This is a genomic window from Flammeovirga sp. SJP92 (assembly GCF_001583495.1).
Taxonomy (GTDB): Bacteria; Bacteroidota; Bacteroidia; order Cytophagales; family Flammeovirgaceae; genus Flammeovirga.
Genome location: NZ_LQAQ01000061.1, coordinates 698,354 through 714,112, shown reverse-complemented (window position 1 = coordinate 714,112; position 15,759 = coordinate 698,354). Strand labels below are relative to the sequence as shown.

Annotated in this window: 15 protein-coding genes; 7 read left to right on the top strand and 8 right to left on the bottom strand. The window is 34.8% G+C overall.

Annotated features, from left to right (window positions below; genetic code table 11):
- Positions 1 to 43 precede the first annotated feature (43 nt).
- Positions 44 to 946: a LysR family transcriptional regulator gene (locus AVL50_RS15700; protein ID WP_062617421.1), complete on the bottom strand. Its 903-nt coding sequence runs from the start codon at positions 944 to 946 to the stop codon at positions 44 to 46.
- Positions 947 to 1,328: 382 nt separating this feature from the next.
- On the opposite strand from AVL50_RS15700, the gene AVL50_RS15695 reads away from it, so the two are divergent.
- Positions 1,329 to 1,721, top strand: a complete 393-nt coding sequence (locus AVL50_RS15695) for an arsenate reductase family protein (protein ID WP_157491351.1) — start codon at positions 1,329 to 1,331, stop codon at positions 1,719 to 1,721.
- 54 nt (positions 1,722 to 1,775) lie between these two features.
- Here the strand turns inward: AVL50_RS15695 and AVL50_RS15690 are convergent, their stop codons facing one another.
- The 3 genes from AVL50_RS15690 to AVL50_RS15680 all read right to left on the bottom strand — a co-directional run bounded on the left by AVL50_RS15690 (position 1,776) and on the right by AVL50_RS15680 (position 5,302).
- Positions 1,776 to 2,477, bottom strand: coding sequence for a DUF2490 domain-containing protein (locus AVL50_RS15690; protein WP_062617419.1), 702 nt, complete (start codon positions 2,475 to 2,477; stop codon positions 1,776 to 1,778).
- Positions 2,478 to 2,538: 61 nt separating this feature from the next.
- Complete coding sequence (locus AVL50_RS15685) at positions 2,539 to 3,150, bottom strand: hypothetical protein (RefSeq protein WP_062617418.1); 612 nt, start codon at positions 3,148 to 3,150, stop codon at positions 2,539 to 2,541.
- Between the two features lie 154 nt (positions 3,151 to 3,304).
- Positions 3,305 to 5,302, bottom strand: coding sequence for an alpha-amylase family glycosyl hydrolase (locus AVL50_RS15680; protein ID WP_062617417.1), 1,998 nt, complete (start codon positions 5,300 to 5,302; stop codon positions 3,305 to 3,307).
- 291 nt (positions 5,303 to 5,593) lie between these two features.
- Between AVL50_RS15680 and AVL50_RS15675 the strand changes: the two genes are divergently transcribed.
- On the top strand, positions 5,594 to 8,017 hold the full coding sequence (locus AVL50_RS15675) for an ATP-binding protein (RefSeq protein WP_082795846.1): 2,424 nt from the start codon (positions 5,594 to 5,596) through the stop codon (positions 8,015 to 8,017).
- Here AVL50_RS15675 and AVL50_RS15670 read toward each other — a convergent pair.
- Together AVL50_RS15670 and AVL50_RS15665 are read right to left on the bottom strand one after the other, a co-directional pair.
- A complete protein-coding gene (locus tag AVL50_RS15670; protein WP_062617415.1) occupies positions 8,014 to 9,003 on the bottom strand; it encodes a glycosyltransferase family 2 protein in 990 nt (329 codons plus the stop codon). The two genes, AVL50_RS15675 and AVL50_RS15670, sit on opposite strands and share 4 nt — an antisense overlap.
- Positions 8,993 to 10,093, bottom strand: a complete 1,101-nt coding sequence (locus AVL50_RS15665; RefSeq protein ID WP_062617414.1) for an AMP-binding protein — start codon at positions 10,091 to 10,093, stop codon at positions 8,993 to 8,995. The genes AVL50_RS15670 and AVL50_RS15665 overlap by 11 nt, the downstream gene beginning before the upstream one ends.
- A 95-nt stretch (positions 10,094 to 10,188) precedes the next feature.
- Between AVL50_RS15665 and AVL50_RS15660 the strand changes: the two genes are divergently transcribed.
- The 3 genes from AVL50_RS15660 (at position 10,189) to AVL50_RS15650 (ending at position 12,508) form a co-directional block, all read left to right on the top strand.
- The gene (locus tag AVL50_RS15660; RefSeq protein ID WP_062617413.1) at positions 10,189 to 11,769 is read left to right on the top strand and encodes a toxin-antitoxin system YwqK family antitoxin; all 1,581 of its coding nucleotides are present in this window, start codon (positions 10,189 to 10,191) and stop codon (positions 11,767 to 11,769) included.
- A 1-nt stretch (position 11,770) separates the two neighbouring features.
- A complete protein-coding gene (locus AVL50_RS15655) occupies positions 11,771 to 12,076 on the top strand; it encodes an RNA-binding S4 domain-containing protein (protein WP_062617412.1) in 306 nt (101 codons plus the stop codon).
- A gap of 255 nt (positions 12,077 to 12,331) precedes the next feature.
- Positions 12,332 to 12,508, top strand: a complete 177-nt coding sequence (locus tag AVL50_RS15650; RefSeq protein WP_157491350.1) for a hypothetical protein — start codon at positions 12,332 to 12,334, stop codon at positions 12,506 to 12,508.
- A gap of 5 nt (positions 12,509 to 12,513) precedes the next feature.
- On the opposite strand, the gene AVL50_RS15645 is transcribed toward AVL50_RS15650, so the two are convergent.
- Both AVL50_RS15645 and AVL50_RS33840 read right to left on the bottom strand, forming a co-directional pair.
- Positions 12,514 to 12,996, bottom strand: a complete 483-nt coding sequence (locus tag AVL50_RS15645) for a tetratricopeptide repeat protein (protein ID WP_062617410.1) — start codon at positions 12,994 to 12,996, stop codon at positions 12,514 to 12,516.
- A 347-nt stretch (positions 12,997 to 13,343) separates the two neighbouring features.
- The gene (locus AVL50_RS33840; protein WP_371259040.1) at positions 13,344 to 13,403 is read right to left on the bottom strand and encodes a hypothetical protein; all 60 of its coding nucleotides are present in this window, start codon (positions 13,401 to 13,403) and stop codon (positions 13,344 to 13,346) included.
- Here AVL50_RS33840 and AVL50_RS15640 point away from each other — a divergent pair.
- Together AVL50_RS15640 and AVL50_RS15635 are read left to right on the top strand one after the other, a co-directional pair.
- Complete coding sequence (locus AVL50_RS15640; RefSeq protein WP_371259039.1) at positions 13,397 to 14,470, top strand: M28 family metallopeptidase; 1,074 nt, start codon at positions 13,397 to 13,399, stop codon at positions 14,468 to 14,470. The genes AVL50_RS33840 and AVL50_RS15640 overlap by 7 nt on opposite strands.
- 119 nt (positions 14,471 to 14,589) lie before the next feature.
- Positions 14,590 to 15,717: a DUF3179 domain-containing (seleno)protein gene (locus AVL50_RS15635; protein WP_172826851.1), complete on the top strand. Its 1,128-nt coding sequence runs from the start codon at positions 14,590 to 14,592 to the stop codon at positions 15,715 to 15,717.
- The last annotated feature ends 42 nt before the right edge of the window (positions 15,718 to 15,759 follow it).

The following is a 15,759-nucleotide window of genomic DNA, read 5'->3' as shown; positions in this document are numbered from 1 at the left end:
GTCATAAGTATTGACATCAAAATGAATGAAGAAAATGAATAGTCTATAACTTTTTGTTATAATGGAGCATTGCGTAATCCATAAAAGTGGTGCCTAACCCAATAGAACCACCTTCCTTTATTACAAAATGAAGATCACGGTCGATTTCAAAATCTTCTAAATCTATAATTTGTAATTGATCTCGATTCAATTCTTCAAGAATAGAATAAATGGACAAAAGTGCATAGTTTGGAGAGGCTTCAATATATCTTTTGATACTCTCTGTCGAGTCTAATTGCATGGCAATGGTAAGATCATCTTCATGAAGTCCTTTGTCTTCCAGAGCATCTTTGATGATTTTTCGAGTGCCACTTCCTTGTTCTCTTATCACAAAAGGCTTCTTCAAAAACTCTTTTATAGTCAATGAACTTTTGTGTCCTTTATGAAACTTTGTAGAGCATACTACCACTAATTCATCTTTAAGGAAAGGAATGTATTTCAACCCGCCTCTATGTGGAGAACCTTCAATCATGCCTAGATCAATAATGTCATCGATCAGCCAGTTTTCAATGGCTTCAGTATTGCCACTTTTAATTTCAATATTGACATCCTTTACTTTCTGTTGGAAAGAGGCAATGACTTTAGGGATGATATATTGAGCAATCGTTGTACTCGCTCCAATACGTATTGTTCCGCCTTGGTTTTCTCTGATGGCATCAATCTCAAATTTTAATTGACGTTCTAATCCAAAGATTTTTTCACAGTAGCTTTTGAGTACTTCACCTGCGGGAGTAATATGAATAATCACACCTTTTCTTTCCAGCAATGGCACTTTATATTCCTCTTCCAATGCTCTTACATGTTTTGTTACTGCAGGCTGAGATATTTGTAGTGCCTCAGCAGCTTTAGTAAAGCTTTGTCGTTGAACTACTTCATAAAAAACATGTAGGCGGAAGTGTGATTTCATGTACTTGAAAAGGTTATATTTTTTTATTAATTTGATGAATATAGTTGATCCAAAACTGACTTACTAATGAAAGAATAAAACTATTTCTAAAAACTATTTTTCACGTTCAATACGTATTGAGTCAAAATTTACTTTTAAAATTATTCGATTTTATTTTTTGTGAGCACAATGAAAAAATGCTGTTAATAGCGGTGTTGTTTCACGTTTTATAAAAAAAGTAATTGTAGGATAACAATGTGAATAAATATACTTGGCTTCTTAAATCAGTTGTAAGATGATAAATGTCAGTAAGTTGCAGTGATCAGTGTATGTTAATAATTGTTCATATTTTCGTTAACTTTTGGATGAAAGAAAAACAAAATCCAATAAACAACCCATCACCATGTCACATTTAAAGCTCAACCACCCAATTGTCATTTATGACAGCAACGCACCAAACCAACAGTTCTTCATCAATGACCTCAGAAACAAAAACCACGCTATTCGTGAAATCGAAATCAATGTGTGTCCTGTTTCTGAAAAATATTTAATCCATATTATGGAGAATATTGAACTAAAACCAACTAGAGCATTAATCAATACCGCTTCACCTTGGTATAGATGTTTTGCAGAAGATCTTACTGAAATGAGTGCTTTTGTACTTCTTCGAACTTTGCGGGATTTCCCTTCGTTACTTAAAACTCCCATTGTGATTTTAGAGAATGACATCTTTATTGATCCAAGTTTAGAAGACCTCTCACAATCCCATGAGGAAAACGAGGAAGTTTTTGCTTAAAAAAATAAGCCCAGAAATTAATTTTTCGGGGCTTATTTTTTGAAATAACCTTTCTTAAATTTTGTGTCTGACTGCCACTCTTAGCAAGTCAGCATGATGATGGGAACCTTGACCTTTTCTAAAAGAATCTTCTCTTATGTACTGAGCTTCAAGGCTTACATGACTGCTTATCGTTCTATTCACGAGAGCAATCGTACGGTTTTTATTAAAGAGGGGGTTATCCTCCTTGTTTTCAAGGTTGATAAAAGCTTCGGTACCAAAACCAAAAATCCAATTCTCTAATTTTTTTCTTAGAATGAAAGAATATCTCATTCTGTAGTCCACTTCGTTTTCTTCTGTTTCATTTAGTGTTGCACTAAATATCTGTTGCTCAAAACGGAGTCTTTGTTTGATGAATAACTTCTTATCGGCAGTAAGGTTATGAGTGCCAATAAAATCTTGCATTGGTCTGATTTCATGAAGTTTGGAATCTTCCTCTCCAAATACATAAAAATACCCTAAACCAAATCTGATTGATAAATTTTTGTTGACCTTCCTTTTTAAACCAGAGCGAATCTGAAATCTGTCAACAGGCTTGTCGAACATGGCCATATAAGCGGCATCAGTATCTATAGACCAATTGTCTGATAAACTGACACTGTTAAAGTAATGAAGCCAAAGTCTGTTGTCACTTACATCTTGCGCATTTAGTTTAATAGAGGTAAAAGATAGAATAGAAAAGACAATTATAAGTAGTCCTTTATTTAGTTGTTTCATAAAAAAAGTTGTTAGTATTATTTAACAAAACTAACAACTTTTTCTTTAAGAATCTTCATTCCTAGAACCTTTTTCCAATAGAAACTCCAAAAGTCCAAGTATCATATAATTTTTCTTTTATATCATACTGAAAATTGGGCGAAAGTTCCCATCCGTCGTGGAGTTTGAACTCTTTTTCAAAGATAAATTTTCCTACAAAAAGGTTTTTGTTTCTCTCAATTTCAATACCTGGTCCGGCACCTATGTTCCAGCCTTCCCATGGAGAGTAAAAAACAACAAGTGAACCTACATAAGCGTACTCTCTTTCTAGAGCTTCAAGATGACCGTGATCTTCATGGCCACTACCATTTTTGACTTCTACCATATATTGAGCAATCTCAATATCGTTGATAAGCCCAACGGCCCATTTTTCAGAAATTCTAAATGTGTAATCTAATCCGAAAGTTGGGACTAATAACCCTTCATGAGTTGGAATAGCTTGAGGGATATAAGTGTACCCCATGTAAATGGCTAACTTGTGCCTTTTAAAATTTTCTTCTTCTTGGTGGTGAATAGTTGTTTTTGTAGAGATGTGATCTGATTCATTTGTTTCTGATCCGAAATGCGATTGTGCGAAAGATTGATTAGCAAAAAACAATACTAATAAGCTAACAACATAACTTGTTACTTTCATTTTCCTGTTTGTTTGATTAAGGAGCAAATGTAATGTTTAAACACTAACAAGAAAATAACATTCTGTGAACATAAGTAAACCGTAATAATTACGTCTAAAACAAAAATAGGCTACTGATTATCAGTAGCCTATGTTCGTTACTATAAAAAGGTGATTATAATAACTTTTTCAATTCAAGGATTAAACATTGCCCTGGTTGAAGTGTTGCTGAAAGCCAGTTGTCGACAAATTCATAGTCTTTCTTTTCTAAGAAATCCCAATATTTACCGTTGTTGGTTCCAGGTACATTGATATAGAAATCTTGACTGTTTTGATAGTCTGTATTGGCAATAATCAAGAGACTGTGTCCAGGATGCCAAGGGTCAAAACGTTCAAAACCAATTACACTTTCATAAGCAGTGTCTGGGTAATGGATTTTCATAGATTTCTCATTACCTCTTAAATGTACATTATTTAGCAACCACCCAAAGTGATCATAAATACTGTTGATATATTTAATGTATCCAATAAGGTTATGGTCATTGTTCCATCTTAAAGCAGATTTGAAGAACAATGGTAACCTTTGTTGGCTATAGTAATCTGTTTCTGACTGCAAGAAGTTCAAACCAGTATTGACAGGCCACTCTTCCAATAATTCAAATCCTTGATGAATAAAAGGAATAGAGTTTGGCAAGAACTTATTCAATACATAAGTCACTCTACAGTGTGGCTCGCCACCTCTCATCATTGCACGAGGAGTGTTGTGGGTTTCAGGAGTACCGTAGTAAGGTAAAGCAAGGCGCTCACTCGAATCTTGAACAATTCTTTGAATACCTGCTCTTTTTTCTCTTGAGGTTACTCTCCACTCATGTCCTAATACAGCATTGAAACCTGCTTCTCTACTTTCCTGAGTCACATCAAAGTTCTCTTCGCAGAAAGCAAAATCAGGGTCATTTTTACGAGCAACATGAATGATTTCTTCCATTAAAGGTTTTGGAAGAGCGTGTCCCATATCGATCATCACACCATCAATACCAAATGATTGGTAGTGAGGTATTACACCTGCAATTTTATCCCAAAGTGGTCTATTGACATGTGCAGGCTGTGCCAGCTCAGGGTTGTAATAACGGATGGTATCATAAGCGATGTAGTTATAATCATTTGGAGCATGATCATAAGGGAAATCATACATACGCAAGTACGTCACGTCAGACCATGCAGGCTGAATATCATCTGGTGGCCAATCCGCAAATGCACCCGGGATAATCAATTCACCTTCGTCAGTGTAGGCAACATACTTACCGTCTTGTACCTGAATTTGTTCTGGCGTAGGTGGTTTTTTAAATAATGACCTGTACTCGTTGCTTGGAGCGAAGTGGAATCCGCCACCTTTAGGGATTTTCAAGATTTCAGCTAACTCATTGGCTGGAAACTCAGGGCTTTGGTATTCATGAGCTCTATGGCGGTCAATCCAGTAGAACCACTCAGGGTTCGTTTTTACCCAGTCACCACCAAGAGAAGAAGTTCTAAGTACAAACTCCATGATTACTCTCATACCCATCATATGGGCCGCTTCAACAAAAGCTTCAAATTGCTCTTCAACTGTAAATGGAATGAGTGGATCTGCTAAATTCTCATCTAACTTATACTGATCTTTGATTGCATAAGGAGAACCTAAGTCGCCTCTGTTTCCATCTTCACCAATACTTGTGATTGGCAACATATACACAGTATCGCATCCTAATTCTTTGATATATTTTAAGATTGCAATACATTTTAATAAAGTACCTGTTTCTCTAAAGCCATTATCACTGCTAGTGATATCCATACGATGACTAGACCCTACATGCCCATCATTGTCATGGTCATAAGCAGTAGTCAATCTTGGGAAAATATTGTAGAATGCAGATTGGTAAGTCCAATCTCCTCCATAACCATGTATTTGGCTTCTTAAAGTAGAAAGAGAACGGTTATAATTTACAGATGCGTCAGTTGGAGAAGTAATCTCCTTGATAGCATTCTTGAAGAAGGTAAATGGGTTAGTTTTGACAGGGTGGGAAGCTCCCTGTTCTTGTCCCATCCATAAAGAAGGAACATAATAGTCTCTCGTCTCTTTAGCTTCATTGGCCTCAAGATAATCGAGAATTTTTAATAGCTTCGAATCTTTTTTCATACTTACTTTTTAAATCACGGATAGGTGATATTTATAGAAATAATCCTTCGATTAATGTCTAATTTACAACCTTTTTGCTCATTCGAACTACGTTCAATTGATTGTTTTTGTTAACAATTTATTTCAACCCGTTTCGATGCATTTTTTTATTAACATTATTATGCGAATAAATTTATTCTCTAAAAAAACTTAACATTATATGTAATTGAATATTTGCTAAGTAACTTTGTGTGTTTGGCATTGCAAACACTTGTTATCAATTAAATTAAAACAGGAAAACTTTCACCAAATTTGAGTTCACAGTCCAGATCCATATGGTGGGTAATTACCCTAACTACTTTCTGCTTTCTGATCATAGGCTATAAAGTGTATGAAAACGGAGGAAGTCAATCGAAAAAATTGGCTTTTGAAGTGACCAAGGAAAGAGCAGTACGCTATGGTGAATCCATTGAGTCACGATTGCAGACATTGCTATCCGAAATGCGGATGATTGGCAATGCTATGCGTGTCATTAAAGGTGATAAAAAAGAAAAGGATAAAGTATTGTCTGGACTTTTGGATCATACGGTTCAGAACTATTCTAATATAGAGTCCTTGTGGATGGTGTTATTTGATAGTTCGGATAACAGTAAACTTTTATACAATCCTGTTTTTCTTGATAAAGAGCACGTGTCACGAAGAGGTAAGGTGACGCATACATTGCTTCATACACAGTTGGACTGGGAAAACTTTATTCTTAAAGACCGAATTCTGAATTCAAAAGAGTCTTTTGTGACCCTTCCAAAACATACAAATGGAGATGACGATAACAAGTTTGTAGTACACGTTGTTCAGCCCTTTTTTACTGATAAAGGAAAATTCATTGGAGCTGTAGGTAGTTCTATCCGTTTGTCCTTCTTCCAGCGTTTTATAGAGGAAAGTGAAGATTTTGATAACCGCTACGTTTGTATTGCAGCACCTAATGGACAAATTGTAGGTTCTGTCAATGAAGCGGATATTGGGATGAATGACGGAATACCTGCTTATCTTTTTGCTTCTTTGAGAAACGATCAGAAGGTTTCCAGAATTGTAGAAAACAGTGAAACGGAGCAGAGTTACTATGAAATGCTGTTCCCTATTAAAATCCAAGGAATGACTGAACCTTGGGTGATCACAACGCGTGTGCCTTTAAAAACGGTATTGAGAAGCTCTATTCAATCAAGAAACTTTACCATGGCATTGGTTTTCTTGCTTTGGGTGATTATTACTTCTTCTCTGACATTTATGGTGAGCAAGTGGAAGAACGAATTAAACCAAAGAAGAATTGTAGTAGAAGAGTATAAGAAAACCAACGAACTCCTTCGAAATATATTAGATAACTCTGATTATATCATGATGTATACACTTGACCGCGATAAACGCTTGTTGAGCTGTAATAATAAATTCATGAAGATCACAGAAATGCTGACAGGTATCAAACTGGAAAATGGTATGTACTTGTTGGACATCTATGACAAAATCAAAGAAAACAATAAAAACATCCTTCAAAGTGAATATTTTGACCGTTGTATTAAAGGTGAAGATATTGTAGTTGTAGACCGTTTTAAAGGGTACTACTTTGAGCAGTTCTTTAACCCTTTTAGAAATACGCAGGGAGAAATTATTGGTGTGACCTCTTTCTTGGTAGATGTGACAGAGCTAAAAGACGCTCAAAAGCAGTTGGAGGTGCATAAAAACCACCTTGAGTTGTTGGTAGAAAAGAGAACCAAGCACATTGAAAGACAAAATGAGGCACTTAGAACGCAATCTGAAAAACTTCGTTACGCTCATGATGAAATTAGGGAGCAAAACGTGGCATTAGAGCATAAGAGTGATGAGATTAAGAGTAAAAACAGTGCTTTAAAAGATTCATTAAATAAAACAGAAGATACATTATCCCAGTTGAAAGAAATGCAGGATCAGTTAGTCAGTTCAGAAAAATTGGCTTCTATTGGTCAGTTGACGGCAGGGATTGCACACGAAATTAATAACCCAATTAACTTTGTAGCCAATAACGTTCTTCCTTTAAAAGATGATATTGAAGATTTGATTCAAGCTTTTACGGAGTTGAAAAAGCATACTTCAGATGCTGTAATTGATGAAATTGAAGAAGATTACGATGTGTCTTTTGTCATTCAAGAAATTAGTGACTTGTTAAAAGGTATTGAGGAAGGAGCCAACAGAACAACTCAAATTGTAATGGATTTGAAGACTTTTGCTAGAATGGATTCTACGAAGTTTAAAGAAGCTAATCTTGAAGAAGGCATTGATACTTCCTTGACATTATTGAATAATAAACTAAAAGACAGGGTAGAAGTTCATAAGGATTACGCAGATATTCCTCCGGTTGTTTGTAACGAAAGTAAGATCAATCAGGTATTTATGAATATTCTAAACAATGCGGAGCAAGCTATTAAGGGAGAAGGAAATCTGACAATCAAGACATGGTATGATGCTAAAACAGTCTATATCAAAATTTCAGATGATGGATCAGGTATGGATAAGGAAACAGTCAGCAAAATTTTTGATCCTTTCTTTACAACAAAACCTGTTGGCTTAGGAACGGGATTAGGTATGTCAATTTCATTTGGTATTATCCAAGACCATTCCGGAGATATTAAAGTAGAGTCGGAAATAGGAAAAGGAACTTCTTTCACCATATCCTTACCAATAGAAGGTCCAAGCAGTGATAGCTAAAGCTTTTGTTTTGCACTTGCCCATTTCATAATCATTTTCTGAACGGCAAAAGGCAAAAATAAAAAAAGATACATAGTTCGCTCTTGATTATTGAGTTGCTTTATATTTTGGAACAACACTTTTCTATTAATAAAATGCTTATAAGAGTGAATTGATTTTTCAATGAAAGAAGATTCATTTTTGGTAAGCTCATGCTTTTTTAAATAGAATCTCTTAAAAAAACTTCCGAAAATCATCAGAGACTGCCTTTCAAATTTCAAGGCATGTTCTTCATATATTCCTCTTTTTTGTAATAATCCTTTTGTTTTGTATTGCAATTTAAATTTACCAAGTGATGCAATAGATAATTCATTGGTGACAGAACTTTCATTTTGTCTGTAAAAATACACCCCATCATTGATTTTAAAATTCTTCATTTTTAAAACCATTCTCCTTGTTTGAAATTCATCATCAAATGATGTTGCTTTGGCAGAAGAGGCATATGACAACTCCCTGAATTCAGATTTATAAACGCCTGTTGCAGATACGCTCCAATCCAATGTGTCGGAGAACATTTTACTGGAACTGAAAAGCTGATCGTACTTTTTAGGGAGTGTATAGTTTTTATCAGGTGACTGTGGGTAAATATAATTCAAGGTAAAGAGTGAAGCATCAATATCTTCCTTTTGTAGTTGTTGTACCGCCAATCCTATGGCATTGTCTGATAGCCAATCATCACTATCCAAAAAACAATAACAATCGCCGCTCATTTCGTCTAAAGCTTTATTTCTAGCTTGGCTCACACCTTCGTGATCCTGCCGGAGTACTTTGATCAGCCCTGGATATTTTTTTCTATACTCATAAAGTTTAGAGAGACTTCCATCAGTAGAACCATCGTCCACACAAATGATCTCAAGGTTGCTATGAGTCTGATTGAGGAGGCTATGAAAATATTTATCTAAAAAGGCCTCGCTGTTAAACACTGGAGTAATAATACTAACCTTCATAGTTTTCTAAAAAAAGCTGTACTGTTTCCTTTCTTTTTATTTTTAATGTATCAGTTTTTACAAATGTACCTAATGAGTGAATGTTCTTAGGTAATTCATATTTGGTGAACTGTTCTTTTAACTCATTAATCAGCACCTTCTTTTGGCTTTCTGTCAATGTAATTCCTTCAATAAATAAATTTGCTTCTTCTCCTAAACTTCCATGCGGTAATCCACCAATGAACAAATTGACAGAAGCATAATCCATTTTTTCCAAAATCTTTGCAATCGCACCTTCAATCTTCTCCACTTGAATTTTCACACCACCAGAATTAATGATATTGTCCACTCTCCCAAGCCACTCAAAAGTATCTCTGGTTACCAATTTTACCACATCATTGGTTTGAATCCTTTGGTAATCCGTCATAGGAGCAATGATATGTAGACAACCTCTTTCATCTTGACCTATACTCACTCCTTCTAAAGTGTGATAAAGTTGATCACTGTTAGCTGAAATGCTTTTAAGAGCAATATGAGAAACACTTTCAGTCATTCCATATGTCATATATACCTTTGTTTCTGTCAGTAAATCAATGATCATTTTTTCAAGGTGTGAATTAATAGGAGCACCGCCAATGATAATGTTCTTTACATTTTGAAGCTGTTCAAGTTCTTGGGAGACATCCAAACTGCTTTGTACTTGCAGTGGAGCAAGAGCAACAAAATCAAATTGAGGCAGAAAAGGATGTTTGAAAGGATGTGCAGAAGGAGGGACAATCCATAGATTCAGATCCGCCACCAACGAACGCACAATCATCATTTTGCCAGCTATATAGTCTGTATTAAGACAACATAATGCATTGTCACCACTTTTTAAATTCAATATTTTGGTCGTGGCAGTCGCACTCGAAATCATTTGATTTCTGGTCACTGTAATATTTTTAGGTGTACCCGTACTGCCAGAAGTTTGCAGTGTGAACTCCTCTTTGCCATTGAGCCATTCAAAACAAAAAACTAAAATATTGTCTACAAAGTCATCTCCCTCAAGCGTAAAATTTCCTTGCTTGATTTCATTACTGTCAAATTGTTGATTTGTTATATTAAGAAACATAAATGGCCCTGTATGAATTAAAAAGGTTTAATGAGGTTGTCATTATAGGAATGATAATTGATCTTTGTACCGTAAGAAAAATCTCAAATACCTAAATGGATACTAAAAATAAAACAATCAAAATTAAATCTTTGTGTCTTCTACTTTTATTTACTTTTTTTTCATTTAAAGTAATAGGACAATCAAAGAATAAGACCCTAATTAAAACCTATTATGATGACTGGGCTGGAATTGTAGCAGAGGAATTTTATGTTATAGATGGTGATTCAACTCGAATAGATGGTGAGTACAAAAGATTTTTTCCTGGTTCTGATAACCTTATTGTAAAGTCTTATTATAAAGACGGTGTATTGCATGGTACTTTTCAGGAGTTTTATGAAAACGGTCAGCCACATTTTGTGACGCATTATAAAAATGGGCGGCAAGAAGGGGCGTATGCGTCCTATTATGTAGAGGGAATGAAGAAAACAGAAGCTCGTTTTAAAAACAACGAGATGGTGGGTGTAATGAAAAAATATTACCAATCAGGAGAGCTTCAAATTGAAAATGATATTAAGAAAGGTACTTGGAAAGAATTCTATCCAACAGGAGAGAAAAAGGCTGTTTCCCAAATGTTAGGTGAGAAAAAAAATGGCCTGACTGAGGTTTTTGATATTGAAGGAAATTTAGTACAAAAAGGGAATTACAAGGAAGGACTGATTGATGGAATTTTTTATACTTACTTCCCAAAAACAAACAATATCAAGAAACAAAGTCAGTTCATTGAAGGCGTATTGGAAGGGGAGTCTAAGGAGTTTTATGAGTCTGGAAAAATAAAAGAGATTATCCCCTTTGAGAAGAATAAAGAACATGGTTTGAGAAAAGCCTATTATCCAAGTGGTATTTTGATGGCTGAAGAAAAACTGGTGGAAGGACATTCAACAGGAAACTATAAAAACTACTATGAGAATGGGAAGTTGAAGTCAGAAATGATTACAGCATTGGGGAAAGATCAAAAAGGTGTTTTTAGGGAGTTTTCTGAAGAAGGAGTATTACTTAAAGAAGGGCACATGCAACAAGGAAAAATGCATGGTATTACAAAACTTTTCTATCATGATGGTAATGCAAAGGCGATCTATAATTACGCTAAAGGGATCAAAAAGGGAGAACAGAAAGATTTCTATGAAGATGGTACTACTGTGAAACTCTTAGATGTTTATACAAAAAATGGTACTGTTCATACTTCAAAAGAGTATTACCCTTCAGGTGTATTAAAAGCAGGAGGTAATTACTTGGGGAAAGTCAAAAATGGAGAATGGAAGACTTATTATGCAGATGGCAACTTGAAAGGAGTGAAGATTTTCCAAAAAGGATTTGAAGAAGGTGAAGCTTTCATATACAGGCAGAATGGTGTTTTGTTGACTAAAGAACGATACAGAAAAGGGAGAATTGTAGGTATCCGATTGGAGTATCATGAAGATGGAAAAACGGTGCTTCATGAAATTCCTTATGATAAAGGAAACATTTATGGTATGGTCAAAAAGTACTATAAAGACGGTACTTTGAGAGAAATTGGAAAAAAATACAAGGAACAAAAGCTTGGATCATGGAAATACTATGATGAAAGTGGTAACTTGGAAAAAGAAGAAATTTATGAAAAAGGGAAATTGCTAAAAGTAAATTACCCAAACGAATAAAATGCGAATAGATAAATATTTATGGTGTGTACGTGTTTTTAAAACTCGTACCGTAGCAACAGATGCTTGTAAGAAAGAAGAAGTGTTATTAAATGGTCAAGTACCAAAACCTTCACAGAAAGTGAGCGTAGGTGACATTGTGAAAGTCAAGAAAGCTCCAATATGGAGAACCTACAAAGTATTGAATATTATTGATAAAAGAGTAGGAGCAAGTTTGGTAGAAGGAAATATTGAAGACATAACTCCTGAAGAAGAATTGAGTAAGCTTCAAGAATATATTGACGATAAAAAATTTTACTTGAGATAAGTACTTATACTCCTAGAAATCAAAAAAAAAGAGATGTTTGTTGAAACACCTCTTTTTTTTAATTGTAAATATATTTAAATTAAGAACTCAAGCACACAGTTACAATTATGGTGTGTTGCTTCTACAAATTCCTAATTAAGAAAACATCAATTAATTAAATAACTCAACTATTCTATGGAGTACATTCACTTATTATTATTGATAATGTACCTTTCAATTGGTCTTGCTATATGGTCATTTTACAAAACCTACCTAATGAAAGAAGACTCTTCAAGAGGTTCTTCCTTTGGTAATGATGATGATGATAACAATGGTGGATGGCCAACAGCTCCAAAAGAACCAGACTTAGACTTGCCTCCTGGAATTTTTATTTTACCTCCTAATGCACCAGATCCAAGTAAAAAGGACGCACAGGAAGTAACTTTGGTCTAATGTAATTATCTTCCTAATTTTTGCCTTAAAGTATATGCCTGAGCTGATAAACCTTCTTTGTTGGGAATAATTCTCAATAGCAATTCTAATGTTCTCAACGTGTGCACTTCTAATTTGATCTCCCTGTAAATGTTGCATAAACCTGAAAGTGCGCCAAAATGCCTTGGTTCTAATTCCAATACCTTTTGAAGGTCTGCCAGTGCTTTGTTGTATTCACCACGCATATAGTAAGCCACAGCTCTTTTATTATATAACTCAGCATGTTCTTTATTAAACATTAAAGCATGTGAGAAAGTAGCAATTGCATCTTTATAATTCTCCCTTGTTAACTGTTCAACGCCTAAAACGATAACGTCACCCAAGAACGGATCTTCAGTTCTTTGCCATATCTCAATAATCGAACTTTCTAAATCAGATATTTTTTCACTTTCGGTAGCTTTTTTTAATTCCTTAAAAAGACTATCTACCTCTTCTGTATATTGTTTCATGATGTGATACTTTAGATTTTAGTAAAATTTCATTTACTTTTATACCGCAAAACAGTAATTCTTTTTGAATTACGCCACACAACATTAATACACAAACCCCCTAAAAAAGTTTCTTACAGTTAAATTCATTAGGGAAAAACTTAACATATCTTCATAGTTCATGAGAATAATACAAACAATTCGTGGATTGGTATTTATACTACTGATTGGTTCCTATCAAGTAACTTCAGCACAGACTATTAACAGAGCAACCCAAATCATTGACACTTTATCCAGTGATGCATTAAGAGGCAGATTGGCAGGAAGTGAAGGTGAAAAGCTAGCAACAGATTACATTAGCAATGAGTTTAAAAAATTAGGGTTAAAGCCTGCAGGAGACGATGGGTCTTACTTTCAGGTAATGACAAAATATCAGAAAGTTGTGCAGAATAATAACCTGGTTATTAATAAGGAAAATATAGCTTCAGATCAGTTTTTTGTTGATACAAACTTGGAGCAGATTTATTCAAAAAAAGCAAAAGAGCTTCAGGTAAAGGATATTCCATCAGGGAAATCATTAAACGAGTTCCGTGAAGAGTTATTGAAAGAGACAGCCGTAACAATGGTTTGGGTAAGATCAGATCAACATAAAAAAGAATTAGCAATGCTTCAGTTTAAAAGTGCTAATCAAAAATACGTAGAAGATGTTTCTTCAAAGCAGGCAATCATTTGGGTAGTTCCTCCAGCATCTGCTTTAAGCAAATTCAAAAAAGTACTTGTAGATTTCAAGCAGGAGGTGAAAAAAGTGGAGATGAGAAATGTGATGGCAAAACTTGAAGGTACTTCAAAAGCAAAAGAAGTAGTGATGATTGGAGCACATCATGATCATATCGGTATTTTAGATGCTGTACAGGAAGATTCAATTGCCAATGGAGCAGATGACAACGCTTCAGGTGTTTCAGCGGTCATTCAAATTGCGGAATATTTTGCCAAAAGAAGAAGAGCTTATGCTAGAACAATTTTATTTACCACATTTACGGCTGAGGAAATTGGATTAGTAGGTTCGAAATATATGGCGGAACAAATGTCTGATGAGGAACTGAAGAATATTGTTGCACTAATCAATATTGAAATGATTGGTAAGCCTTCTGCTAATGGAAAGAGAAAAGCATATATTACAGGATATAACAAGTCAAACTTAGGAAGATTGATGCAGAAAAATGTTCGCAAAGCAAAAGTGAAATTTAGTTTTTTTGAAGATCCTTACCCAGACCTACAGCTGTTTATGAGATCTGACAACGCTTCGTTTGCGGCAAAAGGAATACCGGCTCATACCGTTTCTTCAACAGATATTGATTTTGATTCTTATTATCATACCGTTAACGATGAAATGAACTCATTGGACTTCCAAAATATTGTTGAGGTGACAAAGGGAATTATCATTGGTATAGAACCAATAGTTTCAGGAAGAGATACACCATCTAGAATACGATAAAATGATTTTATAAGGTGTAGCTTTTTTTGTAATTTTGTTGCTTGGCAGGTAGGTATCTTAAATTAGAATTACTTACCCTGATGGTGACGAATTAAACCTAATAGTAATAGATGAGTTTTTTGAAAAAAATAATACTATTGTTTTTAATGCTAGGAGTGGTGAGCATTTCTTCAGCACAAATCAATAGAGTAGGGGTAAAAAGTGAGTGGGCTACCAACGTAGACAATTCATCTATTTCTTTGTATGAATATGAGAAGCTAGTACCAAGAGAGGCATTTCAGAGTATAGATAATCCTAGATTCTATAATGAGGAAAGTGCTCAGGAAGAATATTCAGAAGAAGCCAACGTAGTGGTAGTAGCGGCAGGGCGTGAATTTAAAGCTTACCCTCTAGATTTTTTGATGTTTCATCAAGTAATTAATGATAGAATTGGAGGAATGCCAATTGCCATCACTTATTGTCCTCTGACAGATGCAGTGGAGGTTTATGAAAGAAGGTTTCAATATAAAGGTGTTCAAAGAGAATTGACTTTAAGCCCTTCTGGAATGATCCGAAAGAGTAATATTATCCTATATGATGAGCAGTCTGAATCATGGTGGCAACAATACAACGGAAAAAGCTACACCGGAGCATTTAAAGGGCATGAATTGGTGAAATATCCTTCATTAAGAATAACAATGGGGCAGTACTATGAGAACTACAAGTACGGCCTTGTGATGAAATTTAATGAAAGAGATGAATTGCTTCCTTATGGCAAAAACCCTTATTATAGATATGATAATGTATTGGTAGAAAAACCACTCTATCTGAATTATATGCCAAGTGAAAGACTGATGCCAATGGAAAGGATTGTGGCCGTTGAACTTTTAAACGATCACGTGATTTATCCATTGGAAGATGTACAGAAGAGAGGAGTGATCAATGACAAGCCTTTGGATATGTACATTGCAGTATTTTATGATAACGCATCCACTTCAATGCTAGAAGGTAGAGATATTAAAAGCAATAAAAAGATAGGGTCTGTTGCTGTTTATTCTACTTTTCATGATGGGCAGTCTCTTACTTTTACAAAAGAAGGAAATCTCTTCAAAGATGAAAAAACACAATCAGTCTGGAACTTCAGTGGAAGGTGCATTGAAGGGGAGATGAAAGGGCAACAATTGAAAATGCTTAATTTTTCTCAAAATTTCTCTTTCCCAGAGCTTGATTTCTATCCGAATAGCCTGATTTACAATATAAATTGGTAATCTTATCTAATAGATTTATAATTTTTTTGAAACATCTTTAAA